Source organism: Frankia sp. AiPa1 (assembly GCF_023243075.1).
Lineage (GTDB): Bacteria > Actinomycetota > Actinomycetes > Frankiales > Frankiaceae > Frankia.
On sequence record NZ_JALKFZ020000002.1, the window covers coordinates 162,677 to 189,265 of the forward strand.

The window sequence follows — 26,589 nt, forward strand, 5'->3', positions numbered from 1 at the left end:
ACGATCATGGGGCGGGACGACTCCGGCGCCGAGCGGGCTGTGCCAACGTCGACCTATCGCCTGCAGCTCAACCTCGACTTCTCGCTGACCGACGCGACCGTGATCGTCCCGTACCTGGCGTCGCTCGGCGTGTCACATCTGTATCTCTCACCGGTGCTGGAGGCGGCCCCCGGGTCCACCCACGGCTATGACGTCGTCGAGCACGGGCAGATCAACCCGGAGCTCGGGGGCGCCGGCGGCCTGCGCCGCCTCGTCACCGCCTGCCGGCGCGCGGGGCTGGGGATCGTCGTGGACGTCGTGCCCAACCACATGTCGGTCACTCCGCAGGCGGCGAACGCGGCCTGGTGGTCGGTGCTGCGCGAGGGGCCGGAGTCGCCGTACGCGAGCTGGTTCGACATCGACTGGGCCGCCCCCGACAACCCGGGGCGGGTCGTCGTGCCGATCCTCGGGGCGGGCCTCGCCGACTGCCTGGCCGCCGGCGAGATCAGCGTGCGCCAGGACGAGGACGGCGCCTGGGTCGTCGCCTACTACGACCACGTGCTGCCCACCGCGCCCGGGACCGCCGACCCGCGCGACGTCGCCGGCACCCTCGACGCGCAGTACTACCGGCTGTGCTGGTGGCGGGTCGGCGCCACGGAGCTCAACTACCGCCGCTTCTTCGACATCACGACGCTGGCCGGGCTGCGCCAGGAGGAGCCCCACGTCTTCGCCGCGACCCACCGGCTGCTCATCGACCAGGTCCGGGCCGGCACCTTCGAGGGCCTGCGCATCGACCATCCGGACGGCATGGCCGACCCGGAGGGCTACCTGCGCCGCCTGTCGGAGGCCACCGGCGGGGTGTGGACGGTCGTCGAGAAGATCCTCGAGGACGACGAGGGCCTGCCCGAAACCTGGGCCTGCGACGGCACCACCGGCTACGACGGCATCGGCCGGCTGACCCGGCTGTTCCTCGACCCGCTGGCCGGGCATCCGCTGTCGGTGCTCTACGAGGAGCTCACCCGGGCCGACCCGGACTACGAGGCGGAGGCACGCGCGGCGAAGCTCGACGTGCTCGCGGGCGTACTGCAGCCGGAGGTCGACCGGCTGACCGTGCTGGCTCTCGGTGAGGCCCGCCGGGCCCGCTCCGATCTCACCCGCGTCGGCCTGCGCGAGGCGCTGTGTGAGGTCCTGGCCGCCTTCGACGTCTACCGGGCCTACATCCGCCCGGACGGCACACCGAGCCTGGAGGCCCGCGGCCATGTGGTGCGCGCCTGCGAGCAGGCCCGTTCCTACCTGCCGGGCCGGGCCACCGAGGTCGACCTGATCGAGGACCTCGCGCTCGGCGGCCCACCCGAGTTCGTCACCCGCTTCCAGCAGACCTGCGGCCCGGTGATGGCCAAGGGCATCGAGGACACCGCCTTCTACCGGTACGCCCGCATGGTCGCGCTCAACGAGGTCGGCGGTGACCCGTCACGCTTCCCCGCCTTCACCACCGGGCATCCTCGCAGCGCCGTCAACGAGTTCCACGAGGCGAACGTCGCCGCCCAGCGGACGTGGCCGCTGACGATGACGACCCTGTCCACCCATGACACCAAGCGGTCCGAGGACGTCCGGGCGCGGCTCGCGGTGCTCTCGGAGGACCCGCGGGGCTGGGCGGAGGCCGCCGGGCGCCTGGTCCGCCTCGGCGAGCGCCACCGCGACACCGAGCAGGGCTGGCCGGACCGGCCGACGGTCTACTTTCTGCTGCAGACGCTGGTCGGAGCCTGGCCACTGCCCGCCGAGCGGGCCACCCAGTACATGCTCAAGGCCGCCCGCGAGGCCAAGCTCTACACGAGCTGGACCGACCAGGACCCGGCCTACGAGGCCGCGCTGGTGAACTATGTCGAGTCGGTGCTGGAGGACGAGGAGTTCCTCACCGTGCTCACCGGTTACGTCGCCGGGCTGGTGGAGCTCGGCCGGCAGAACTCGCTGGCCCAGAAGCTGCTGCAGCTCACCATGCCCGGGGTTCCCGACGTCTACCAGGGTCAGGAGCTCTGGGATCTGTCCCTGGTGGATCCGGACAACCGCCGCCCGGTGAACTTCGGTGACCGCACCAAACTGCTCGCCGAGCTCGGCGCCGACGTCCCCGCCGAGGACGCCCCGCCGCGCCGCCCGCCCCTGCTCGACGACTCCGGCGCCGCGAAGCTCCTGGTCGTCGCCCGGGCGCTACGGATACGCCATGACAACCCGCACTGGTTCGGCACCCATGCCACCTACCGACCGCTGTGGGCGTCCGGCTCGGCTGCGGAGAACGTGGTCGCGTTCGCCCGCTCCGAGTCGGTGGTCACGGTGGTGCCGCGCCTGGTGCTGGGCCTGCGCCGCGGCGGCGGCTGGCGCGACACCACCCTGCCGCTGCCCGAGGGACGCTGGATGGACATGCTGACCGGGCGCCGTCACGACGGCGGGACGGCGTACGTCCTGCGCCTGCTGCGCGACTTCCCGGTCAGCCTGCTCGTCCGCTCCTGACCAGCGGATGTTCCCTCGGCCGGGTTGGTCGGGAACGGCTGGTCAGGCTCCGACGGTGGTCAGGGTTGGCTGACCGGGCACGGTAGCCACGCGCGAGTCCTGGCCGGTGCCGGCGAGTGGGGCCGACAGGTTCGGCAGCGCGGGAGCTGTCTGCGACCCAGGCCGCGCGGGACCGTCCGGCTGACCGAACCGCTGGTTCTGTGGCTTGCCCTTCCCGTCTCCCCTGAGGGTGAGAGTGACCGTCCAGCTCCGCCCGGTCGAGGGCCGGCGCACCGCGACCCGCACCGTCCGCGGGCCCGATTCCGGGGGGAGCAGACGGTCGAGGACCTGCTGGTTCGGGACGCCGTTGCTGATCGGCACGACTGAGTCGATCGACTCGATGACGTCACCGGCCCGCAGACCCGCGGCGGCGGCCGGCCCACCCCGCACCTCGGCGATCGTGACGCTTGGCTGACCGCCCTCCGACGGCGCGGTGACGTGGATCCCGAACGCCTCCCCCGGGCCGTCCTGCTCCCGCCCCGCGCCCGGGCCATCTGTTTCCACCCGAAACGCGCGCTCGCCCGCACCCTCGCCCGGTGCGCCGGCGGAGCCCCGCGCTCCGTCGGCGGCGACCACGATGCCCCTGGGGGCCCGGCCCGCCAGAACCTCGCCGTAGGTGCGCGGAGCATGCGCGTCCTGGACGCTGGCCGCCATGCCGTTCAGCACGGCGATCCCGAGATGCTGGCGCGCGGTGGCGGGACCGCCGGCGGCGGCGGCCCGCTGGAACACGGCGCGAAACGCGTTCCAGTCGGTGGTGCGGTCGCCGGCGAAGGCTGGCGGGGCGTCGACGCGGTGCAGGCCGAGCTGGTCAAGCTCGGCGAGCAGGCCGGCGAAGGCGCCGGCGAGCAGCACCTGGTCGCGGTGCGGGTCCGCCGCGTAGTAGTGGTCGGACATGCAGAGGTAGCTCTGGCGAAGGGTCACGTAGGTGATCGGGGTCGGCGACAGGCCGGCCCGGGTTGACGGTGCGGTGCGCGGGAGGCCGACGGTCCCTGCCGGGCCGGTCGGTCCCCCGACGATGCCGCAGACGGCCGGCGTGCCGTTCGTGGCCTGGGCCGCGCCCGCGCTCAGGATCGCCCCGGCGGGCAGGGCCACGGCGAGAGCGGCGGCGGTCAGCACGGCAGGTCGGGTCAGTCGACGAGGAGATCTCATGCCGGCAGGCTGTCAGGGATGATGTTGCCTGACGCTGAACGGGACCGTTAACACCGATGTGACACCGTGTTCGATAGAAGGTCAGCATGCGCGTGCTGGTGGCGGAGGACGAACAGGACCTGGCCGAGCTGGTCGCCGAGGGGCTGCGGCGGCACGCGATGGCGGTCGACGTGGCATACGACGGCGCGGCCGCCGCCGAGCGGCTCGCCGTGCACGACTACGACGTGCTGGTGCTCGATCGGGACCTGCCCGCCCGCCACGGCGACGAGATCTGCCGTGACCTGGCCCGCTCGGGGGCCCGCACCCGCATCCTGATGCTGACAGCGGCGGCCTCGGTGCCCGAGCGGGTGGCGGGGCTGGGCCTCGGCGCCGACGACTACCTCCCCAAACCGTTCGACTACGCCGAGCTGGTGGCCCGGGTGCAGGCCCTCGGCCGACGCAGCGCGGCATCGGTGTCGCCGGTGCTGGAACGGGGCGGGATCGTGCTCGACCCACACCATCTGCAGGCGTCCCGGGACGGCCGGTTCCTGCGACTGTCGTTGAAGGAGTTCGCGGTGCTCGAGGTGCTCCTGCGGGCCGACGGCGCGGTGGTGAGCGCGGAGCGGCTGCTCGAATCCGCCTGGGACGAGCATGCCGACCCGTTCACCTCGGTGGTCCGGGTCATCATGAGCCGGTTGCGGGCCAAGCTCGGCGACCCGCCGTGCATCGTCACCGTCGCCGGCGCGGGATACCGGCTGTGAGCGGCCCGGCCGAGGAGCGGACCGAGCGACGCCGGGCGGGAGGCGGGCGGAGCTGGGCGCGGGGCACGATCCGAGTCCGGCTCACCGTCCTCTACAGCGGTCTGTTCCTGCTCACCTCGACGATCCTGCTGGTCACGACCAACCTGCTGCTCAACGGCGTGCTCCGCAGCAAGGTCACCGCGATCACCGAGAGTGTGGGACTGGGCCCGGGAGCCGGTGGCGACGTCGGGTTCTCCACCCAGGCGGCGCCCGGCGGCGCGGGGGCGGGGACGGGGGTGCCTGACACCGTGGTGGCGGCGGGCACGGGTTCGTCCGCTGCCGCGATGCCCGGCCCGCAGGTCCTCGGGCCCGGTTCCGGCTCGGGTTCCGGCCTCGCGGGGACGGTCGTGCCGCCCGACGCCGCGACGTCGGGGGCCTCGCCCTCGGGTCGCTATGCCGGACGGCTCCAGGTCGTCAGCGGACTACCGGACGCGGTGGCGCACTACCAGTGGACGGTCGCGCTCATCACCGTCGGGGCGCTCACCGTCGTCTCGGTCGCCGCCGGCTGGTGGCTGGCCGGGCGGCTGCTGCGCCCGCTGCACCGGATCACCGCGACCGCCCACCGGCTGTCCCTGTCGAACCTGCACGAACGGATCGCGCTGGCCGGGCCGCACGACGAGCTGCGCGAGCTCGCCGACACCTTCGACGCGATGCTCGCCCGCCTCGAACGCTCCGTCGAGGCCGAGCGCCGCTTCATCGCGAACGCGGCCCACGAGCTGCGCACGCCGCTGACGGTGCAGCGCGCCGCCATCCAGATCGGGCTGACCGACCCCGCGCCCGACCGCCTGCCGCGGGTCCGCGGCCAGCTGCTGACCGCGAACCAACGCATGGAGCGGCTCATCGACGCCCTGCTCATGCTCGCGCAGACCGAACGGGGCCTGCGGCGTACCGAGCCGGTTGATCTGGCCGCGCTGGTCCACCAGGCGGTACGTGAGGTACCCGAGCTGCCTGCCGCCGACGTGGAGCTGACAGTGGCGACCGACGCCGCCGATGGAGCCGCCGGGGCGGCGGAGGGAGCGGCGGGGGCGGCGGAGACAGGCGGGCCAGGCACAGTGATCCGGACGGCTGGAGCGGCCATCGTGTACGGGGATCCTGTGCTGCTGGCGCGTCTCGTCGGGAACCTGCTGGACAACGCGGTGCGGCACAACCATCCGGGCGGGTTCGTCGACGTGCGCCTGTCCGCCTACGGCACTCTCACTGTCCGCAACTCCGGCCCGGAGGTGCCCGAGGACCGCATCGCCGAGATCTTCGAGCCGTTCCGCCGGCTCGGCGCCCCCCGTACGGGCTCCGCATCCGGGTCCGGCCTCGGGTTGTCCCTCGTCCGCTCGATCGCCGCGGCACACCATCTGGCCCTGTCCGCTGCCCCGAACCCGGGCGGCGGCCTGATCGTCACCGTCGTCTTCCCAGGATCCACGCCCAACCTGCCCCGACCGCCGGCAAAGGCGCTCGATCGCCACGATCGCTACGCCCTGCAGTGAGCCGCACGGCAAGATCCACCTACACAGGTCGCTGTAGGGGGCAAATCGGACACGAGCACCCCCACAACGACCGGCCGACGGTTCCGGCCGGCCGATCAGTGCCTGCGGTCGGCCCGTGGGCCGCGCGACGCGTTCCGATCGGCCGGCGGGCGGGTCACTGCGGCTGCGGGACGATCCGCAGGTAGGGCTTCGGCGCCTCCCAGGTGCCGAAGATCTCCTTGGCCTGGTCGTTGTTGACCGAGCCGGCGATCACGACATCCTCGCCCTGCTTCCAGTTCACCGGGGTGGCGACCTTGTGCTTGGCGGTGAGCTGCAGCGAGTCGATGACCCGCAGGACCTCGTCGAAGTTGCGCCCGGTGGTCATCGGATAGACCAGGATCAGCTTGATCTTCTTGTCCGGGCCGATGACGAACACGTTGCGGACGGTCTGGTTGTCCGCGGCCGTGCGGTCGGCCGGGTCGCCGCTCACGTCGGCGCCGAGCATCCCGTACGCCTTGGAGACCGTGAAGTCGGAGTCGCCGATCAGCGGGTAGTTCGGAGCGGTGCCCTGGGTCTCCTCGATGTCCTTGGACCAACCCTCGTGCAGCTCCACCGGGTCGACGGACAGACCGATGATCTTCACGCCGCGCTTGTCGAACTCAGGCTTGATGCTGGCCACGTAGCCAAGCTCGGTGGTGCAGATCGGGGTGAAGTTCTTCGGGTGCGAGAACAGCACCGCCCACGAGTCACCGATCCACTCGTGGAAACGGATCTTGCCCTCGGTCGTCTCGGCCTCGAAGTCCGGCGCGGTGTTGCCGATCGTCAGAGTCATCGTCGTCTCTCTCCTTCACGCTCGCTGGCGCTCGCGGTATGCCTGTGCCGCGAGGCACCTGGATGGTGCGTCCCGCCTGACGGCGGACGGCTCAACCTGCTACCTGCTACCTGCTACCTGCTGGTGTACTGCTCGCCACCTGGTGGTGGTCCTTGCCCGGTACGTCCCCGTCCAGCGGACGCCCCGAGGCGGGCCCGGCTGGACGCGGCGTACAGCCGGGAGCCCACGGCTGCGACGATGCGCACACCGCATCTTTGTGCAGATGGCACCCCTGTGTACGGACAACGCCCTGGTAGCCACGAGACGCCTTCGGACGAACGCCGAACTGCCCGGCGGACCGGGCGCGCGGGCCGAGCACCCGCCACGAGCGGGGTCGTCCAGGCGCTGCTCCCCGCGCTCCCCTGTCGGACTCGACGGTCAACCCCCCGCGTGCCACCGGGCCGCCGGAGCCGCCCCCGCGCCTTCCACCCTCGCCGACCGCAGGCACCGTGGCCGCGCGCCGCCAGGCCCGGGACATCGTGCGACAGGCGGACATATCTCCCGGAGTGACCTGTGCCGCGGCCCAGCCATCCGTGTCCCCCATGCCCCGACGGTACCCATCTGACTCCCCTGATAGTGCCATCTGCCACGACTCCGGTCCGCCACTGCGGAAACCGGCCCCCGGAGGGCGACGCAACCCCGCCGGCCGTCACGCTGAGCTCAGCCCTGGCATCGCCTCGCATCTCTCGGCCCGACGGCCAGACCGCCCCCCAGCAGACCCGCGGCAGGGAGGATGGCGGCGGGCCGGCCGGCGTGGGCGGGGGTTCGACGGCCTTCGATGTCGCGTGACGTGATGGTGCATGACGAGATAACGCATGGCGTGATGCCGTGATACGTGATGTCCTGTGACCTGATGTGACGCCCTGACCCGACTGGGAGGCCCCGTGCCCTCGATTCGCGTGGATCCGGACCAGCTGGAGCAGTTCGCCAACCATGTCGTGGCCTTCGGCACGACGATGTCGGACGAGATCCGCGGGCTGCAGACGCATTTCGACGGGCTCGACTGGGAGGACGTCCAACGGCAGCGGTTCGCCGAGCTGGTCTCCGAGCACGCGAAACGGCTCGAGGCGCTGGTCGAGGTCGTCGGCCAGCTCTCGCCGGAGCTGCATGCCAAGATCGGTCCGCTGCGCGAATACCTCGGAAAGTAGGCCGGGGAGTCGACGAACGGCGTCGGGGGACGTGCCGTGGTGCTTGTTGTTGTTGATCCGACCGTGCTCAGCGCGCATCTCGGGCTGCTCGCCGGCACGACGGCCCGGGTCGGCTCAGCCGCCCTGCAGATCACCGGCGCTCTGGCCAGCCTGGCCGAGCGGGCGGATCACGCGCTGGGTTCCAGCCGGGCCCGGCTGGCCACCGCGATACACACGCGGACCCGGGCCGAGGAGGCTGTGCGCCGCGCCGAGAGCGACCTCGACCACGCCGGCCAGGAGGTCACGTGGGCACGGGCGGCGCTGGCTCGGGCCGAGGCGACGACCTGGCGGGACGACGACGGCACCGTGCGCCACGCCGACACCACCGCCGAGATCGCGGCGGTGGCTCAGGCCGAGGCGCGGCACGCCGCGGCTCGCAAGGAGCTTGTCCGGGTGCAGGAAGAGCTGGAGCGGGCCCTCGCCGCCCAGCTCGAGGCCGAGCGGCGGGCCCGCTTCGCGGCGACGGTGCGCGGCCGGGCCTTCGACCAGGTGGAACGCGCCGGTGCCGTCGCCGGGTGGATCGGGCTGTTCCAGGAACTGGCAACCGACGCGTCGTTCCTGCTCACCCTGCGGATCGATCTGCTCGCCCAGTATCTCGGTGACCTGCCGGCGCGGGTAGCGCAGGCCCGGGCCGGCGCCGCGGCGGGCGGCGGCATCGCGGCGGCTGTCCTCGGGGCTCTGGTCCCCGGCGCGGGAGTCGTGGCCGCGGGAGTCGCGCCGTTCGATGTCGGTGCAGGTGACGGCGTCGGCGTCGGCGGGGCCGCGCAGGGCCTGACCGATCTGAGCTCCGGATTCGGCGCCGGCGTCCTCGCGCTCGCCACCTGCTGGGCCGACGACGTCGGCCGCCGCTACTTCGTCGGCTTCGCCGAACCCTTGGCGGACCGGATGCGCGGGATCGCCGAGGCCGCCCGGGACATCAGCACGTCGACGCATGGCATCGAGCATGACCTTGACCGCCTGGGCCGGCCCGAGCCCTTCGACGACGAGCGAGGGACGACCGATGGATGAGCCAGCCCCCCTCATCGACCGACTCCACCGCCTCCGCAGCCTGATCGACCAGGCCCAGCGCGAGGCGACGAAGGCCGTCCAGGCCGCGGACACGCAGCTCGCCGCGCAGCGCAAGAAGATCAGCGAGGCTCGCGGCGAGGCGCAACGGGACAACGTCGCCTGGCGCGCCGCGAACGTCCGCCCGTTGCTGGCGCAGGTGCAGGAGGCCCTTGGCCCGCGGACGCACCTGTGGGATCAGGCCCAGCGTGAGCGGGCCGGGTCGCGCCACGGCGCGGCAACGGTGGACAGCCTCGAGCTCGCCGCGGCCGTCGACCTGTTGGCGCTCGCCGCCCGCCGGCTGCACTCGATCTGGCGACGCAAGCGGTACTGGACCACCGCGGCCGCGGCCGCAGCCCGGCAGGCCGACCGACAGATCGCCCAGGCCGACGCGGACGCCGAGCGGCAGGCTCAGCAGGCGATCGCCCGCGCCGTCGACGATCACCATCAGGCGGTGACCGCGGTGCGGCAGCGCTGGCAGGCGCGGTTCACCCGGCTGCAGCCCGTCCTCGCGAACACCATCACCGAGCTCGATCGGATCGATCGATCCGCGGAGGCGGACTGGACCGACTGGGCCCCGCCGCACGAGCCCCTCGGCGCCATCCGCGTCGGCCGGTACACCCGGCGGGGCTTCGGCGGGGAGCCGGTGACGGTGCCGGCTCTGTTCCCGTTCCCGGCGACGACGAATCTGGTGATCAAAGCGGTCCGGGAGAACCCGGACCACGCCGACACCGTCCTCGGCCTGATCTGCCGGATGTTCGCCGCGCTCCCGCCGGGGCAGCTGCGCCTGAGCGTCATCGACCCGCTGACCCTCGGCCGCAGCGTGCGTTCCCTCGCCGGGCTCAACTCCGACGACGTGCAGCTCATGGACGACCCGCTCGACGAGACGATCGACATCGAACGACGACTCGCCGACCTGGTCCGGCGCATCCGGCGGGTGGACCGGGACCTGCTCGGCCCGCACCGCCTCGGCTCTCTGGTCGAGTACAACCGGCAGGTCGCCGCCCGGCCGGAGCCGCATCACGTGGTGGTCCTGTTCGACTTCCCCACCGGGTTCCGCAGCACGGACAGCCGCACCCGCATCGACCAGGTGATGTCCAACGGGCCGAGCTGCGGCGTCCACACCGTGCTCGTCGTCAACGCCGATGACCCGGATCATCCCCATCATCTGGAGTTCACCGCCGACGGGCAGGTCCGGCCCGGTCCGGCGTCGTTCACGTCGACGTCGACGTCGACGGCGGCGGACGTCGGTGACTGGAGCATCGAGCTCGGCCATCCACGGGAGGGACGCTGGGAGCCGTCCAAGGCGTTGCGCACCGTGATCGACCGTGTCGCCGACGAGGCCCGCGACGCCGGTCTGGTCGTCGTTTCCGTCGAGCGGATGTTCGCCCTGATGGCCCAGCAGGCCCAGCCGCCGACGAGCGGTCGGGCACCGGGCGTGGCCGGCGCCGCGGACATCGGCGGCATCCCGGGGGCCAAGGCGCCGATCAGCCCCGGCGAACCGGACTCGTGGTGGCAGGGCGACGCGTCCGGCGGGTTGGTCGTGCCGATCGGCATCTACGGCCTCGACGACGTGCAGGCGCTGCGCCTCGGCGAGGGCACCCGCCAGCACGCGATGATCGCCGGGACGACCGGTTCCGGCAAGTCGACGCTGCTGCACACCCTGATCATGTCGGCAGCCACCGTCTACTCCCCCGAGGAGCTGGAGCTGTACCTGGTGGACCTCAAGGGCGGGGTCGAGTTCCAGGAGTACGCGGTGCGCAGCCTGCCGCACGCCCGGGTGGTCTCCGTGCACAGCGAGCGTGACTTCGGCCTGGAGACGATGCAGGACCTGCTCGCCCAGTCCCGCTACCGCGAACGGCTGTTCACCCGGTACGGGGTGCAGGACCTGCCCGGTTACCGCCGGGCCCGCGCCGCCGCGCTGCCCGGCGACCCGCTGCTGGCCGAACCCCACCTCGCCCGCATCCTGCTGGTCGTCGACGAATACCACGTCCTGTTCGACGGCGACGACCTCAGCGCCCGCACCGCGGCGCAGTGCCTGAACCGCCTGGTCCGCCAGGGCCGTGCCTTCGGCATCGGCGTGCTCATGGCCTCGCAGACGCCGAGCAGCACCATCCATCTCGGCACCGACGTCATCGGCCAGATCGACGTGCGCATCGCGTTGCGCTGCCCCGAGCACATCAGCCGGCGAATCCTGGCCGAGAACAACCCGGCCGCCGCCCGGCTGGGCTCCCGCGGCGAGGCGATCTACAACCCGAACGCCGGCGAGCCCGAGGCGAACACCACGTTCCAGGTCGCCTACCAGGAACGGGAGGTCCGGGCGGACACGTTGGACCGGATGAGCCGCCTCGCCCGCTCCCGGGGCTTCACCCGGGTACCGGCGGTCTACGACGGTGACCGGCCAGGCGACATCACCCGCGAGGACGCCTTCTCGGCCCACACCCTCGCGGCACGGGCCACGGCCGCTGCCTTGGCCACTGCCACCTCGGCGCCGAGATCATCGCGGAGGTCGACATCAACGCCGGCGCCACCGTCGACATCCAACTCGATGTCGCCGCCGGCGCCGAGCGGCCCGCTTCGGGTGTGGCTCGGCGAGCCGACGGGTCTGTCGGGGCCGGTCGGCCTTGACTTCGACCCGCGGCCCCGACGCGCCCTGCTGGTCGTCGGCGACGACGAGGCGAACGTCGGCGTGCTCACCTCCGTGATCGCCTCCCTTGCCGCGGCCGGCCTCGGGCGCCCCACCACGACCGCCGCCACCGCCGCAACATCCGGCGCCGTCACAGCCGCTGGCGCCGCCCCAACCTCCGACGCCGTGACAGCCGCTGGCGCCGTCTCGGTCATCGATTTCACCGGACCCGGCTCCCACTACACCAGCGTGCACGCCGAACTCGCCGTGCTCCTGCCGGGCCTGCACCGATGTGGCGCCGGGGAGGCCCTTGCGCATGTCAGCGCGCTCGCCGACGAAGTGCGCTCGCGCGTCGACGGCAACTCCCAGGCCAATCTCGCCGCGAACGCCCACTTCCTGCTGATCAACGGCCTGCACCGCTGCCCAGGCGGCCTGCGAGACTCACCCCGCGGCTTTCGCCCCGCCGGCTTCGGCGTCCCGCTCGACGTGCTGCTCGCCCAGGGACCCGACGTCGGCATCTTCGTCATCGCCACGATCGACCCCGGCGCGCAACGCCACGTCCACGGCGAGATCCTCAACGAGTTCGGCCCCGTCCTCACCCGCTGGCAGCCCCAGTCCTTCGACCACCGAATCCAGACCCTGATCGGCCGACCGACCGCGAGCCTGCGCGAAGGCCAAGCCCTGCTCATCGACGACGACACCGAACGACGCCTGCGCCCCTACCGAATCCCACCCCCCGGCTGGCTCACCGACCTGGCCAACCACCTACCCCGACCTGATCAACGGCTGTCGTAGTTCACTTCAGATCAGAGAAAGGCGAAGGTTCCTCCCTCAAATCAGCAACCACAAGCGTTAGATGAGGAGCTGCGACTCATCCAGGAGGAGCTATGACCCTAACCTCGGGCCCCACGGAGCTCGACGTGTCACAATCCCCGAAGGTGCAATGAGGACCCCAGGCCAGCTGAGGGCGGGTGTTCCGGACCACCCGGTTGCAATCCCTCGTAGGGGCGATGAGGACGGCCATCCAGACCCACCGCGTCGCCGTCATCGTGTACGCGTTGCAATCCCTCGTAGGGGCGATGAGGACCCGGACCCCCGTCTCCCCGCCCAGGGGACTGGAACTCACAGTTGCAATCCCTCGTAGGGGCGATGAGGACATGGACGAGGTGACTGAGCACCTCGAGGAGATGGGTTGTTGCAATCCCTCGTAGGGGCGATGAGGACCCGCAACCGACGCCGCCGAGCGACTGCGCATGCACGCGTTGCAATCCCTCGTAGGGGCGATGAGGACACCGCCACGCCTCCGCCATCGCGCAGACGGCGGCCGCGTTGCAATCCCTCGTAGGGGCGATGAGGACCCTACCGCAGCGGACATCCGGGAGTCCGGGCAGATGTTGCAATCCCTCGTAGGGGCGATGAGGACCGACCGGCAACGCGTCGTCGTCCTCCGAGTCGTACTGTTGCAATCCCTCGTAGGGGCGATGAGGACCGGGCGGCGAGGAGTCCATGCTGGTGGTGTAGACGAGTTGCAATCCCTCGTAGGGGCGATGAGGACTTCGTCAGCGCCGGCCTGGCCCTGGTCGGCATCAGGTTGCAATCCCTCGTAGGGGCGATGAGGACTTGAACAGGCGGCTGTTTGCCTTCGTGCCCGCGGTGTAGTTGCAATCCCTCGTAGGGGCGATGAGGACCCGCCCCGGGGATCGCCGGGAACTGGCACTACCGCAAGTTGCAATCCCTCGTAGGGGCGATGAGGACTCCGCGTCCGCTCTCGCCCAGTACGGCACCCGCGTGTTGCAATCCCTCGTAGGGGCGATGAGGACCACAGGCTGTGACCGGCGCGGGGATGCCCTGCCCAGGTTGCAATCCCTCGTAGGGGCGATGAGGACTCCGCCGCTGCGCCGAGAGCGGTTTCGGGTCAGGTCGTTGCAATCCCTCGTAGGGGCGATGAGGACCCGAGGATAAACCTGCAGGTCATGCGGCGTGTCGAGGAGGTGGAGAGATAGCAATCTGCAGCGAACTGACAGTCTAACATCAACTTCTTGCGATCATGCCATAACCGTGACATCGGATCGAGACGAGCCGACGGGTCAGATGATGTTGCTGGGGGCGGCCCATCCTGATCCGAGGCTCTGACGGACGGCGTCGGCGCCAGGCGGAAGCGTGTAGATCAACACGTGGTCATAGGTGCGGTCGAGGACGCCCTCGATGCTGCGGCGGAAGCGCAGGAGCTGAGCTGGGCTGAGATTGCCCTCGAAGACACTACGCTGCACGTGATGCAGGTACTGGCGGCAGATCTTAAGCACTCGGCTATTTCGCTCCACCGCCGTGTCATAGACAACGATCACGAACACCGGATCACCACCAGATACGAAACGGCTTGTACGGCTCGTTCTCCACGACGGCCCGCGTCAGCTTGAGCGCCTCCAGGTACATCAGCTCGTCGTATGCGACTTGACGACCGAGCGTCCTGTGCTCGACCGTCACACCCAGCTCGTCCCGCACCGTCTGCAACACGAATCGACGGCCGGCCTCGGACAGACTGGCGTTGCCAACCGCGCCGTCGAAGTATTCCGGCAACAGTTGTTTCCGGGCGGCCAGCCTCAGCATTAACCGCTCCGAAAACAGCGGTTTGAATACCTCGGCGAGGTCGAGAGCTAGCGAATGGCGGTGCCGCTCGACCGAACTGTGCAGAAAAGCGATACCGCTGTGCAATGGGGTCAGACGGATGGCGGTGAGCGTCCGCGAGTAGACTATCGCGTTGACGTAGCTAATAAAAGCGTTCCCAGCATTGGCAGGTGGACGTCGGCTACGGCCGTTTAGTTGGAGCCACTCCGGAAGTTTCGTGTCGAGCACAGTCCAAGCCGTTCGACGGAAGTTACCTTCGGCCGCCATCAGCCGCGCCGTGTCACCGGCCAGATCTACGCCTTCATCAAGCCGTTCGAAAGGGCGCCGCAGCGCGTTCCGGTCGACGACCCGCCGCACGTTGAACGCCGCTGCCCGAACGATGGAGGCGGCAATGGTCAGGGAGATCTCCGGGGTGGTGGCGGCATGGGCTTGCGCCAGTACCGTCTGCCCGGAAACGTGACGCTGGGCCGGCAGTACCGATCCCGAGAAATCTCCGTAGTAACTCAGCAGATGCAGGCTGATGTCATGCTGGCTTAGCAGATTAATCACCGATGTGTTGATATCGACCGGTGCAGTTGCAATTATATCGCGAACATCGGTGACCGGAATGTGAACCCGACTCCCATCCTCTCGCTCGATCGCCAGAGTGGAGTCTTTTCGACGGATACGGCAAGGCGATGTAAGCCAGTACGTTCTAGCGGCTTCGGGCACGAGTCTCAGTCCGTCCAGCAGTAGTCGGTGTAGCTGCAGCCCTTGCAGCGGGGACGGTCGAGTCGCCCAGGTGCCGATGGTGCGGTGATGACCTGCAGCACATCTGCGATATCCGCTACGGCCGCATCCCGCCGTTGTTCATCAAATGGCAGTCGAACCGTCCGGCGAGTCGGCCGGTAATGTAGAACGGCTCCCTTCGCCGGCACACCGATCTCAATGAGCCGGTGACAGTAGTGGATCGCCTGCGCCTCGTCCGAACGCGTCGCATTCCTTGAGGATTTGACCTCGTGCACCCAGAGATCCCCATCCAGATGGTCGAGCTTGGCCGATCCGAGATCGACGGACTGGAAGCGACTGTAGGCGGTATCGTGCACCGCCTCTCCGAGGCGGACCTTGGCACTGAGATGTTCCGGCCGGATTCCTCGGGCATAGAGCCAGAGCTGCCGCCGACAGTGGTGCAGATACTTTACGTGGACTCCCCCGACACCCCCGGCGTCCATCAGATCAGCTCACCCAATTCGTAACTGACCTTCGTGGAACCGGTCCGGTGGATTTCCGTGAGGCCCTTCACCTCGTCGTACTCGCCGTCGATGACAAGAACGTCGAGATCCCGGTCCCAGCGGCCTAGGGCGCCCGCGTAGTGCGGCAGCGGAATAAGGAGGTCGGCGGCGAGTAGACGACCGACACTGGCCGAACGAGCTACGGAACGGCCTTCTTTCAGAAGAGCGGCATAAGTGCTCCTGTCCTGCACGAGTATCCCCTCGACGCCGTCAAACAGTCTGTCAAAGCTTTGCGCCAGACGGCTGCGGTCGTTGAATGCGTCCGCCCAGGAGAAGAAGGAGGTCGCCCAGACGGAGCGCGCAGCCCGGACGTCATCCACCCATTGCTCGCCCCACGGCGAGTCGTAGATGCTGTCCAGCCATTCCTTGAGCGAGGCCTCACTGATCTCGCGACCATGATGGGCATCGAGAATCTCTCCGGCGAGCCGGGTTGGCTCTTCGTCGTACACACCGTCGGCATACAGCGGTGGTGTCCGAGCCTTCTGGTCGGCGCGGCGCGGTCGCATCTCCGGACGGCAGATGATCACATCGGCCGGCGGCCTGGCACCGGTGCGGTTGACCCGGCCGAAGCGTTGGGTAAGCGCGTCCAGTGGCGCTCCGGAGGTGAAGAGTACGTCGAAGTCGACATCCAGGGACACTTCGACAACCTGAGTCGCGACGACCAGGCCGCCACGGCGGTCGTCGGGGCGCCGACCAGACCGAAAATGTGTCATGATCGCCTGTTCGATGCGGCTCCGGTCGCCGCGTCGAAAACGCGAGTGCAACAGGTGGCCGTCGTGATCGGAAAGTTCGTCCCGCAGCGTCTGAGCATCGGCGATGTTGTTCGCGACGACCAGGACAGACTCCCCAGCCCGCAGGCGTTGGCGGATCAGCTCGATGGTGGCCGGATCGGTGAGGTGCTCGTCTCGTCGCACCAGGCGGTGGCGCCGCGGTGCGGTCTGGTAGTCGGCCTCTACCACAGTCAGATCCGTCGAGGCCGCGGGAGCGGCGCTGGTGGGGACGAGCGTCGTCGGCCAGCCGGTCGGTGCCGACGCCGCGCCGGTGCGGGACTCCTCTGCCGGTTGCTCCGTCAGAGCCTCCCGCACGAGGCGGACGAGTGCGTTCGGCGCGGTCGCGGACAGCACGGCGACCCTGCCGCCGAGCTCCGCCCAGCATGCGGCCATAGCCAGGAGGTAGCCCAGCCGCTTGACGTCGTAGGCGTGCAGTTCGTCGAGGACGAACACGGAGTTCGTGGCGTCCAGCAGCAGGGAGCTGTGCACGGGCCCGGCAAGCGCACCCCGCATGAGCTGGTACGGCGTACCGACCCGTACCAGTTCCCGGAACAGCCGTGTCGCCTGCGCGCGGGCCACCGCCTTCTGCGCCGCCCTCGCTTCGACACCGGATGTGCGTCCATCCCCGAAAGGCTCCTCGTCGGCTCCGCATAGCGAGCGGGCGAGATGGTAGGAGGCTGCGCGGGAGTGGCTCACTCCGATCGCGTCGGCGCCGCCGTGATCCGTCAGGTCACCATCTGCCAAGCGGTCTGCCATCGCGTTGATCGACGCCAGGTAGGGCAACGTGTAAAACAGCCGCGGATCGCCGCCCGTCCGCCCACGGATCTCGCCGACCTGACGGGCGGCCCACAGCAGGCCGCCTTCCGTCTTGCCTGCGCCTGTCCACGCCCGCAGTACCAGGTGGCCGCTGACCTCGGCCGCCTCGCGCTGGTGCGGCCGGAGTTGGTGGCCGCCTGCCGCCAAGCGGTCCGCCAACCGCGAGGCGTAACCCTCGTCGAAGGGCTGCTCGGTGCGCAGCGTGCCATGTCCGCTGGACAGGTGGTCTGCCATGGTCACGGCCCCCTGCAGAAGCACACCGGCGAGCCCGGCACCGCGGCTGGGCTGGCCCGGCTCCACCCAGGTCCGCATGAGACTCCCGAGGTGGCGATGTGCGTGCGTTGCCAGTGCTTCGGGCTGCACCTGCGGGTCCGTCCCGGCAAGGGATGTGGGCGAGACGCCTGGCAGCCCGGCCGCAGCCGCCCGCTGACGCAACCAGGAGACCAGCGCGGGCACGGCGTCCACGTCGTACGGGCCGAGAGCGCTGGCAAGGTCATTCGCGGAGTACTCGGCCGGGTAGAGCTGGCTCAGCGAAGGCCGACCATCGCCGCCGCCCAGCGCGCGATGGTGCGTCGCGACGCCCACCCCGACCCAGGCCTGATCGTCGGATTCGGCGACGAGCCAGTCGAGGAAGCCGAGGGAGAGAACCTCATGGCGGTGGCCCCACCCGATCCGGGTGGCCATCATCCGTTGGAATCCGTCTGCAATCTTCCCCGTGTCGTGCAGGAGCGCCGCCCAGGCGGCCAATGTCCAGAACCGCTCTCGCAGGCTGGGATCCAGCACCTCCAGGGTGCCCACCCGTTGCGCAATCGCGATCAGCGCGTCGAGAGTGGCGCCGAGATGATCCGTCAACGATTCTCCGGCCGGATAGTCGTCGTTCGACGGTTTGGCGAGCAGCGTGGACAACCCGGCCGGCTCCGCGGACAGGACACGATTGGGCGCGGGCGCCGCCGTTGGTTCTGGGTCGGTTGGCGCTGTCACCGGATGGCGGCCCGGTTGGGAGACGTTCGCAGGCGCTGGGCTGGTCCCGGGATCGTCGACTGTTGAGCGGATCGCGCCGTCCTCCACCTGCACCGGATGTGTCGGCGGCAGCAGATGGAAGGCGCGGCCTTCTCGAGTGACCCAGGCCGTGACAAGGGCCTCGGTGAGGTCCTGTCTGGCCAACCGGCCGCCGGCCGCGGCCGACAGTCGGTGTCGATAGGTGTCCCAGCGGGTGCTGGACCGGTCCCGGCTTATCGAGGTCGTCATTTGCAACCGGGTGCCGCCGCGACTGGCCTCGTCCGGCAGCAATGCGCCGCCCATGACACCCCGACCGCGATGGACGTAGATCCGCCGAGCACGTGCGGTCGCCAGGTCCTGGCTGCGTCCCAGGCGCAGCGGCCAGACCGGCCGCCGGAAGCGCCGTTCCCAGGCGGCTACATCGTCCATGATCCAGATGGTCAATTCGGCGAGGGCAAGGAACTGATGCTCACGGGGCACGGGTTGACCGAAGGAGCCGCGGATCTCAAGCGGCCAATGGGTCTCCAGGTCAACCCCTACCGCACCCGCGGTGAACGCCATACCGAAGCGCAGCAGCGGATCCACCTCGTCCCATCCCCCGGCGACTGCGGCAAGCAGACCGCCGACGGTTGCCGGAGATGGGCAGGGCAGCGTCACCGCGAGCGCCGACGACAACGGATCCCGGAAGGAGACGATCGGCGCGGTGACCAGAACCTCCAGCGCCTCCTGTTCCTCTGATTCACCGCCGAGAGCTGGAGCCGCCATACCCAACCCCGCTGGGCGCGGCTGGCCCTGAGCAGCTCCCCGTGGGTCGATACCGTTCGGGCCCCCCGGGTTCTGGTGCGGGCTCATGCGGTCGGGTCGTCAAACCAGGAGTCGCGCTCACCGGCCTCGATCTCGTCTGCCAGGCGATGGAACAGCGCCCGCGGATGGTCGATCAGTAGCCGGCCTTCCTTGCACTCCTTGGCTAGCGCGGCCCGGACGTCGTCGCGCTGGCCGCCGAGGAAGCCCGGGGCCCAGCCGAGGTGGATCGGGCCATCCAGCTCGTCCTTCCACGCCTCCACCTCCTCCTGCACCACCGCGGGGTCGACGACGACCCGCCCGTCCCGCAGGCCGAGAATGCGTGTGAACGGGTTGATGCCGCCCTTCATCGGTGCGAGCAGCAGCAGCGCGGGCGCGCGGTCGCCATAGTGCAGCGACTGCTTCGCGCCGCCACGGACCGCGGTGAGGGTGCGCAGGAGTAGTGCGGCGCGACGGCGGCGCTCCGCCAGGGACAGGCGCAGCGCCGGCGATCCTCGAAAAGTGAGTGTGCTGGCACCGGCGGCCTCGGCCTCCTCGGCCGCCTGCGCGGTCAGGGCGATCTTCAGGCCGGAACCACCGGTCTCGAACGTACCCACCCGCGGCAGATCGAGAGCAAGATCCGCGCCGAGCTCGGCGCTGTACAACTCATGGCCGTGGAGGACGGGGTTCTCCCCTGCCTTGAACCCTCGGCTCATCGTGCCGAACTCCTCGGTCGGCCGGCGAGGCGCGATGGACAGTAGCGTGCCGGTGGCGAACACCGTGTCCCGCTGGCAGGTCTTCGCCGCCTCGGCGCCCTTCTTGGCCACGGCCACCATGTAGCCGAACAGGTCGTCGTCGAAATAACGGTCCGGCCGGCCCTCGGTGTATGCCTGCTGGTTCTTGCCGGCACCGCTGCGTGTGACACCCGACCGCGGTTCCTGGACGGGCACCGAATCGCGCAGCCACCTGCGGAAGGCCTGCGCCGAGACGTATGGGTAGATATCACGGCCCACCCGCAGCTGTTTCACGCGAGAAACGTTGTCATCCGAAAGGCCGTTGTTCGGCGCTCCGGCCTTGACGTCCACCACGGCCTTGCCCACCAGAAAGGTCACGCCTCGATTCCTTCCACGAACTCTTCATCCTCGGGGTGCAACGTGATCTCTTCGTCCATATCGGGCAGGTCCTGGGCCGCGTCCGCGCCGTCAGTCGGCGCCCAACCGACCGCGTGCAGCGCGTTCAGCACCGCGATAAGCAGCAGGCGCCGGTAGAGCCAGCCCTGGCCGTCCGGATCGAACAGGAGTCGAAACTGCGCAACGGTTACCAGCGGTGCGCTCTCGCCTGAGCTCCCTCGACGCAGAGTCCGGCCGACCGCCTTGATCTCCAGCCACTTCTGCAGTGCGCGCACGTTGCGGCAGGCGACCTGGAAGCTCATCAGGGGACTCGATCTGTCATCTGTGACGATCTCGCGGGCAATCTCGGCAGCCAGCGTCTCGACCTGGTCGATGTCGGTCTGGTTCACATCCATCACCTCATGCAGGAACGAGTAGGTCAGCGCGGTGAGACCGGCATCGAACCGCGGCATGGCGCGCAGGTTACGAGCTGTGGTGAGCCGGGCCGCGGCCGTGACGAAGATTCGCCACGGCCGGTGGAGCGCGTCACGCGCGAGGCGTCGGTTTCCGGCCACCGGGGCAAACTCGTAGGCGGACAGCAGCGAACGCCAGCCGCGCCGCCGCTGGGGGTCTCGTATGGTCGATCGGAGCCATTCGGCGAGCGCCTCGTCCACCCGGTACATCCCGAGGCTCGCACCACGGTTGTCGTTGCTGAACACCAGCACCTCGACGCCGGCATGCAGCCGACGGTCGTAGCGGCGCAGTGCGCACAGGGCGGTGCGTTCGTGCTCGTAACGGCCGCCGCCGCGGGGTGCGGCAAGCCCGCGGATCTCCCTTGCTGACCGATACACCTGGCTGCGAGTGGTGGCTTTCAGAAACTCCTCATCCCAGCTGTGGATTGCGGTGCTGGGTCCGCCGGTGAGCCGGGTGCCATACGGCAGGGCATGAAAGCAAGACACGCAGGGCCAGCACAGCGCGAGCCCCTCGTGGCCGCGGGGTGTCGTGTTGCAGTATCCGGCGGCGTCGACCAGCGGGACATCCACCTTCCCGTAGAAGCCGACGGCCGGTCGCCCGCAGAGCGCGCACGGCGCGTTCGGCCAGCTCGCCGGGTCGGGCATGGTGCGCCATTCTCGAATGCGAGCCGTGTTCTCCGTTCGGGACCGCTTCGGCAACGTCGGCCGGTGGTTCATCTTCGAGTTCGGGAAAAAGGCCCCGCTGGCCTTCAACCAGAAATTCTCCTCCCGGCGTCGCCCAGCCTCGGCCGCGGCCGCCGCATGGTCGATCATCTGCTCCACCGCGGCATCGAAGTCCGCCTCGGGCAGCCCGGTCGGCCACTGGGGTCCGTCGCCGGACCCCGTCATCTGCGCTGCCAGACCTGCCAGCGCGAACGCCCCGACCCGCTGCAGCGGGTGTGCGGTCAGGACGATCTGCCGCTGTGCGGCGGCTGTGGCGGCCTCGGGCGCTGAGCCGGTCACGCCGCGACCCAGCCGAACCCGACCGACGTCGACTGCCCGAGACCCCAGGACCACAAGGACCGCAACGTCTCCGGCGCGCCACGCAACCGCGCCTCGAGGGGCGCGCCGATCTTCGCCCCCTTGCCCGCCTCAACCATCCGGCGGGCACCGACCCAGCTGATCTCCTCCACTGTCACATCGGGATCCACGCCGATGCTCTGCGCCTTACGCCGAAGGCCGGTTGCGAAGTAGGCGGCGAACTCCGGCTCCCCGGGCAGGAGGAATGCCTGCCGGCTCGTGCGCACGCCGTCCGGGCCACGACCGGAACCCTTGACCACCACCGGCGTCACGGTGCGCAGGGTTGCGTGCCCGGATTCGAAGGAGGGCGCCTCCATCAACTCGACGCCGAGAACGTTGAGCGCAACGCCACCCCAGTCGATCAACGGGATGCCGATCACTACCTTGGCCCACGCGTCCACCAGGGCGAACAGTGGGCTGCCGAGGTCGAGATAGCCCGCTCCGCCGGTGGCATACCGCCCGCGGACCCGGGTGGCGCGCGGGAATACGGGCGGACCGTAACCGAACGGGACCATTCGATGCGGCCCCCAGCCCTCCTCGTGCAACGTCCGGGCCAGCGCCGGATCGACCTCGCCGAGCATGCGGTAGCACAGGGCCCGTCCCGGTGCATGCACGCTACGCCATGGGATCTCTCGTGCTCTGGTGTGCACGGCCACTCTTAGCCGCATCGCGCCCCCGTCCTCCGTACCATTGCGACTCCTCGCGCCCTGCCAGATCGTCTCAGTGCCGGACGAGGTGCATGCTGCCGGGCACCTCCGACAATTTCTTGACGTGACGGACCGGCGGCAGGAGCACCGATCCGACCTCCACCGCCGAGCCCGCCCTGGATCAGAGGCGTTGGTCGGCCGGAACTAGACACCCCTTGACGCCCGTCAGCGTGCCCATCCGGCACGACAATCGCGGCCAAGCCGTACCACACCGCGGCCCGGTAGGACTTATCGACGAGGCAGCTATTCTCGATCTTGACCCGCCCGTCGAGGACCCGGTCGACCACATCGCACCACACCTCCGCTCAGCAGTCGCTTGGTCGCGTTCTGCACTTTAGAGCGGATCTGAGACCTTGGTCAAGCCTTGCCGATTGACGACTTCTGCACTAGCAGACCAGTCGACTACTGTGGTCAACAAAAGATCCACAGCGGACCAGTCGAGACGAGGCTCCGCGGGTCCGGGCGCCAAACGCCGCCCGGACCGCGCCTCTCGCAGAGATGATGACGAAGGACACCAAAGGCGATCGTCCGCCCAAGCGGCCCAGTGTTGCGATACCTCGTTGCGATAACTCGCAGGTGAACAACGGTCCCGCCAGCGACGATCTGACATAAGACCTACGCACAAGCGTAGCGCAAACCCCGCCACTATGATCATCACCGTGGGTGGCACACATCGTGTGGCTGCAGCAGCACCTCGCGGGTTCGATAGCGGCGTTGAACGTTCGCAAACAGCGCGTCGACAGGATGGAGGCCGTCAGAGCGGTACATACCAACGGAAGGGATCCCCATGGCGCACATGAGATGGAAGCCGGCCAAAGCGCCCCGCGCTGTCCTCGCACTCGTGGCCGTGCTTACGCTCGTGGTTCTGGCGGCGAGTGCCGGCTGTGCACGCAGGTCCAACGGGACGATCGACGCGCCGCTCGGGCAGCAGGACGACAGCCGAGCCCAGATCATCAACGCGCCGGACGGCTGGCGGAACATCATGACCAAGTGCGTCCCGTTCCAGGCAGGCAAGCGGCTCTACGAGGCCCGCGGCGAGCAGGGGGAGCCGGTCATCGTGGATGACCCGGCCTGCAAGGGTTGAGGCATCCCCATCGGGCACCATGGACGCTCCCGACGTCGTCACAGCAGGGCCGACGCCGCAGAGATCGCGAGCCTCACAGGGCCGAGCGGTTCCCGCGCGACACCTCTGGCGGACCCGGACATGGGCGCACAGACGGCCCGCCAGCCGGGCAGGGCTGGCCTCAAACGGGGCGAACGGGCACCTTCGGACAGGGTCGATTGGCACCGTCACGGCATGTCGGGTCCCGGCGGGCGGTAGACAGGACGCTATGAGCACCTTCCGCCTGTGGGCCCCGGACGCGAAGACGGTCAGCCTTGTCGTGGCGAAAGCCGGTCCTGCGGGCGGCAACCCGGACACCGGCGGGGCGGGCGCAGGGGGATCGGCCGATGCCACGCATGAGATGTCCGCGGGGCGAGGTGGCTGGTGGTGGGTCAACGTGCCTTCGGCCAGGCACGGCACGGACTACGCCTTCGTGCTCGACGGCGGCGACCAGGAGCTGCCCGACCCGCGGTCCGCGTGGCAGCCGTACGGCGTGCACGGGCGTTCCCGCCTCGTCGACCACGCGGCGTTCCCCTGGACGGACGCGAGCTGGCGGGGCATCGCCCTGGCCGGGAGCGTCCTCTACGAACTGCACGTCGGCACGTTCACCCCCGAGGGGACGTTCGACGCGGCGATCGAGAAGCTCCCGCATCTCGTCGAGCTCGGCATCGACGCGGTGGAGCTGCTGCCCGTCAACGCGTTCCCGGGCCGGCACGGCTGGGGCTACGACGGCGTGGGCCTGTTCGCCGTGCACGAGCCGTACGGCGGGCCGGACGGGCTCAAGCGGTTCGTCGACGCCGCGCACGCCCACGGCATCGGCGTGATCATGGATGTCGTCTACAACCATCTTGGGCCGGACGGCAACTACCTCGCCCAGTTCGGCCCGTACTTCACCGACCGTTACATCACGCCGTGGGGTCCCGCCGTCAACCTCGACGCCCCTGGTTCTGACGAGGTCCGCGCGTTCATCCTGGGCAGCTCGCTGACCTGGCTGCGCGAGTACCACTGCGACGGGCTGCGCCTCGACGCCGTGCACGCCTTCCAGGACAGCCGGGCGATGCACCTGCTCGAGGAGATCGCCGAGTCGGTGCACCGGCTCGGCGCGCAGCAGCGCCGGCCGCTGTTCGCCGTCGCCGAGTCCGACCTGAACGATCCCCGGCTCGTCGTCGCGCCCGAGGCCGGCGGTTACGGCCTGGACGGCCAGTGGTGCGACGACGCCCACCACGCGCTGTGGGCGGCCCTGTCCGGCGAACGGCAGGGCTACTACGTCGACTTCGGCTCGCTGTCGGCCCTCGCCCACGCGCTGACCAAGGGATTCGTCCACGAGGGCGGTTACTCGACGTTTCGCGCCCGCTCCCACGGCCGGCCGATGCCGGCGACGACCCCCGCCTACCGGTTCGTCACCTTCCTGCAGAACCACGACCAGGTCGGCAACCGGGCGACCGGCGACCGCTCCTCGGCGACGCTGGGCGACGGTCTGCTGCGCATCGGCGCGGCGCTGCTGCTCACCTCCGCGCTGACCCCGATGCTGTTCATGGGCGAGGAGTGGGGCGCGCACACCCCCTGGCAGTACTTCACCGACCACACCGCACCCGGCCTCGGCGACGCCGTCCGCGAGGGCCGGCGCGCCGAGTTCGCCGCGCACGGCTGGGGCCCCGAGCAGGTCCCCGACCCGCAGGACCCGGCGACGTTCGAACGGTCCCGGCTCGACTGGTCCGAGCCGACCCGCCCCGGCCACGGCAGCCTGCTCGACTGGCACCGCCGGCTCATCGCGCTGCGCCGCCGCCTGCCCGACCTGACCGACCCGGCCTGGTCGTCGGTCGCCTGCACCTACGACGAGGACGCCCGCTGGCTGGTGGTCCGCCGCGGCGACGTCGCGATCGTGGTGAACTTCGGCCGCGAGCGCCAGGCGGTACCCGTCGACGGCGTGCCGTTCGACGCCCCCGCCGCCTCCGCGCCCGGCTTCACCTACATGCCCGGCCTGGTCGAGCTGGACGGCGAGTCCGTCGTCATCACCCGCCTGCTCCCGCCCGAACCATCCGCTGCCTGAGCGGCACGCCCCGCGGGACCGGCCCTGAGCCACCCGCCCCTGCCGGCGCCATCCCTGGCAGCGTTGCCGTCAGCGGCGGGTACGGTCGCGCATGAGATAGGTGTACAGCGCGCCCAGCACGGCCAGTCCCACCAGCAGCACCATGACAAGCAGGACGACGTAGGTTCCCATGGCCTCATCGTCGCAGGGCGAATCGGCTCCGGCGACAGGCAGGCCGGCACTTGGCCCGCTCCATGCTGACCGACAGACGGCGGACATGGCGGATGCGGCCATGGCGGATGCGGCCATGGCGGATGCGGCCATAGCGGCTACAGTCAGCGTGGTGCGATGCCTGTACTCCCTGTCCGAGCCCGCGCTGTCCACGTCGCCCGGTCCCGGGCCCGAGGTCGACCTGGAGCAGGCCTACGCGTATCCGACGCAGGCGGCCACGCGCAGTTACGTGCGGTCGAACTTCGTGAGCTCGGCCGACGGTGCCGCCGAGGTGGGCGGCAGGTCGGGTCCTCTGGGCGATGATGCCGACCGGCGGCTTTTCCTGGCGCTGCGCTGGCAGTGTGACGTGGTGCTCGTCGGCGCCGGAACGGCGCGCCACGAGAACTACGGCCCGGTGGTCGTGCCGTCCGAGCAGCAGGAGCGGCGGGTGGCCGCCGGGCTCGCGGCCGTCCCGCCGGTTGCCGTCGTCACCGCGTCGGCCGCCCTCGGCCTGGGCTCCCGGCTGTTCGAGGCCGAGGTACGCCCCATCGTGCTGACCTGTGACGCCGCGCCCGCCGAACAGCGGGCGGCCCTCGCGGAGGTGGCCGACGTCCTCGTGTGCGGGGACAGCTCGGTCGACCCGGACGCCGCCCTGGCCGCCCTGGCCGCGCGCAAGCTGACCCGGGTGCTCGCCGAAGGGGGACCGTCGCTGCACGGCCAGCTCGTCGCGGCAGAGCTTCTGGATGAACTCTGCCTCACCGTCGCGCCGCTGCTCGCCGGTCCGGGCCACAAAACCATCACGCAAGGAGCCGGCTGGCCGCAGCCGGCCCGGATGCGGCTCGTCCATGTGCTCGCCGAGGACGACAGTCTGTTCCTGCGCTATAGCCGCTCCTGACCGGACCCGCGGGCGTCGTCTGTCCACAGGTAAGGACGATCGGCCGGCGCCGTCCACAGTGTTCGGGCATCACCGGCACGCTCGAGTCCACGGTTGTTACGGTCACCG

Annotated in this window: 18 protein-coding genes and 1 CRISPR repeat array; of the genes, 9 read left to right on the plus strand and 9 right to left on the minus strand. The window is 70.0% G+C overall.

Annotation, left to right across the window (positions count from 1 at the left end):
• Positions 1–6: 6 nt before the first annotated feature.
• Positions 7–2,484: a malto-oligosyltrehalose synthase gene (gene treY / locus MXD95_RS01970; RefSeq protein ID WP_250638815.1), complete on the plus strand. Its 2,478-nt coding sequence runs from the start codon at positions 7–9 to the stop codon at positions 2,482–2,484.
• A 42-nt stretch (positions 2,485–2,526) separates the two neighbouring features.
• Here treY and MXD95_RS01975 read toward each other — a convergent pair whose 3' ends face one another.
• Positions 2,527–3,672 carry a PDZ domain-containing protein gene (locus tag MXD95_RS01975; RefSeq protein ID WP_250638746.1) on the minus strand — a complete coding sequence of 382 codons (1,146 nt, stop codon included), beginning with the start codon at positions 3,670–3,672 and terminating at the stop codon, positions 2,527–2,529.
• An 86-nt stretch (positions 3,673–3,758) separates the two neighbouring features.
• Here MXD95_RS01975 and MXD95_RS01980 point away from each other — a divergent pair, with 86 nt between their 5' ends.
• Together MXD95_RS01980 and MXD95_RS01985 are read left to right on the plus strand one after the other, a co-directional pair.
• Positions 3,759–4,412 (plus strand): response regulator transcription factor, encoded by a 654-nt coding sequence (locus MXD95_RS01980; protein WP_250638747.1) that lies wholly within the window; start codon positions 3,759–3,761, stop codon positions 4,410–4,412.
• A complete protein-coding gene (locus MXD95_RS01985) occupies positions 4,409–5,929 on the plus strand; it encodes a sensor histidine kinase (protein WP_250638748.1) in 1,521 nt (506 codons plus the stop codon). Before MXD95_RS01980 ends, MXD95_RS01985 begins: the two co-directional genes overlap by 4 nt.
• A gap of 154 nt (positions 5,930–6,083) precedes the next feature.
• On the opposite strand, the gene MXD95_RS01990 is transcribed toward MXD95_RS01985, so the two are convergent.
• A complete protein-coding gene (locus MXD95_RS01990; RefSeq protein WP_250638749.1) occupies positions 6,084–6,740 on the minus strand; it encodes a peroxiredoxin in 657 nt (218 codons plus the stop codon).
• A gap of 923 nt (positions 6,741–7,663) precedes the next feature.
• On the opposite strand from MXD95_RS01990, the gene MXD95_RS01995 reads away from it, so the two are divergent.
• The 3 genes from MXD95_RS01995 to MXD95_RS02005 are packed head-to-tail and all read left to right on the plus strand — an operon-like array spanning position 7,664 to position 12,431.
• On the plus strand, positions 7,664–7,927 hold the full coding sequence (locus MXD95_RS01995; protein ID WP_250638750.1) for a WXG100 family type VII secretion target: 264 nt from the start codon (positions 7,664–7,666) through the stop codon (positions 7,925–7,927).
• A 39-nt stretch (positions 7,928–7,966) separates the two neighbouring features.
• Positions 7,967–8,974 carry a hypothetical protein gene (locus MXD95_RS02000; RefSeq protein ID WP_250638751.1) on the plus strand — a complete coding sequence of 336 codons (1,008 nt, stop codon included), beginning with the start codon at positions 7,967–7,969 and terminating at the stop codon, positions 8,972–8,974.
• The gene (locus MXD95_RS02005; RefSeq protein WP_250638752.1) at positions 8,967–12,431 is read left to right on the plus strand and encodes an FtsK/SpoIIIE domain-containing protein; all 3,465 of its coding nucleotides are present in this window, start codon (positions 8,967–8,969) and stop codon (positions 12,429–12,431) included. Before MXD95_RS02000 ends, MXD95_RS02005 begins: the two co-directional genes overlap by 8 nt.
• A 193-nt stretch (positions 12,432–12,624) precedes the next feature.
• Positions 12,625–13,588: a CRISPR direct-repeat array (repeat unit 30 nt; unit sequence GTTGCAATCCCTCGTAGGGGCGATGAGGAC).
• A gap of 135 nt (positions 13,589–13,723) precedes the next feature.
• On the opposite strand, the gene cas2 is transcribed toward MXD95_RS02005, so the two are convergent.
• The 7 genes from cas2 to MXD95_RS02040 all read right to left on the minus strand — a co-directional run bounded on the left by cas2 (position 13,724) and on the right by MXD95_RS02040 (position 22,206).
• Entirely contained in the window at positions 13,724–13,981 is a 258-nt protein-coding gene (gene cas2, locus MXD95_RS02010; protein WP_518455072.1) for a CRISPR-associated endonuclease Cas2, read from the minus strand.
• Positions 13,982–13,991: 10 nt separating this feature from the next.
• Positions 13,992–14,972 (minus strand): CRISPR-associated endonuclease Cas1, encoded by a 981-nt coding sequence (gene cas1 / locus MXD95_RS02015; protein ID WP_250638753.1) that lies wholly within the window; start codon positions 14,970–14,972, stop codon positions 13,992–13,994.
• Between the two features lie 5 nt (positions 14,973–14,977).
• Positions 14,978–15,472 (minus strand): CRISPR-associated protein Cas4, encoded by a 495-nt coding sequence (locus tag MXD95_RS02020; protein ID WP_250638754.1) that lies wholly within the window; start codon positions 15,470–15,472, stop codon positions 14,978–14,980.
• The gene (gene cas3, locus MXD95_RS02025) at positions 15,472–18,882 is read right to left on the minus strand and encodes a CRISPR-associated helicase Cas3' (RefSeq protein WP_250638755.1); all 3,411 of its coding nucleotides are present in this window, start codon (positions 18,880–18,882) and stop codon (positions 15,472–15,474) included. The genes MXD95_RS02020 and cas3 overlap by 1 nt, the downstream gene beginning before the upstream one ends.
• Before the next feature lie 83 nt (positions 18,883–18,965).
• On the minus strand, positions 18,966–20,009 hold the full coding sequence (cas7i, locus tag MXD95_RS02030) for a type I-B CRISPR-associated protein Cas7/Cst2/DevR (RefSeq protein ID WP_250638756.1): 1,044 nt from the start codon (positions 20,007–20,009) through the stop codon (positions 18,966–18,968).
• A complete protein-coding gene (locus MXD95_RS02035) occupies positions 20,006–21,481 on the minus strand; it encodes a hypothetical protein (RefSeq protein ID WP_250638757.1) in 1,476 nt (491 codons plus the stop codon). Before MXD95_RS02035 ends, cas7i begins: the two co-directional genes overlap by 4 nt.
• The gene (locus MXD95_RS02040) at positions 21,478–22,206 is read right to left on the minus strand and encodes a CRISPR-associated endoribonuclease Cas6 (protein WP_250638758.1); all 729 of its coding nucleotides are present in this window, start codon (positions 22,204–22,206) and stop codon (positions 21,478–21,480) included. Before MXD95_RS02040 ends, MXD95_RS02035 begins: the two co-directional genes overlap by 4 nt.
• An 826-nt stretch (positions 22,207–23,032) precedes the next feature.
• Here MXD95_RS02040 and MXD95_RS02045 point away from each other — a divergent pair.
• The 3 genes from MXD95_RS02045 (at position 23,033) to MXD95_RS02055 (ending at position 26,481) form a co-directional block, all read left to right on the plus strand.
• The gene (locus MXD95_RS02045) at positions 23,033–23,329 is read left to right on the plus strand and encodes a hypothetical protein (RefSeq protein ID WP_250638759.1); all 297 of its coding nucleotides are present in this window, start codon (positions 23,033–23,035) and stop codon (positions 23,327–23,329) included.
• 247 nt (positions 23,330–23,576) lie between these two features.
• Positions 23,577–25,397 (plus strand): malto-oligosyltrehalose trehalohydrolase, encoded by a 1,821-nt coding sequence (gene treZ, locus MXD95_RS02050; RefSeq protein ID WP_250638760.1) that lies wholly within the window; start codon positions 23,577–23,579, stop codon positions 25,395–25,397.
• A gap of 271 nt (positions 25,398–25,668) precedes the next feature.
• Positions 25,669–26,481, plus strand: a complete 813-nt coding sequence (locus MXD95_RS02055; RefSeq protein WP_250638761.1) for a pyrimidine reductase family protein — start codon at positions 25,669–25,671, stop codon at positions 26,479–26,481.
• Positions 26,482–26,589 lie beyond the last annotated feature (108 nt).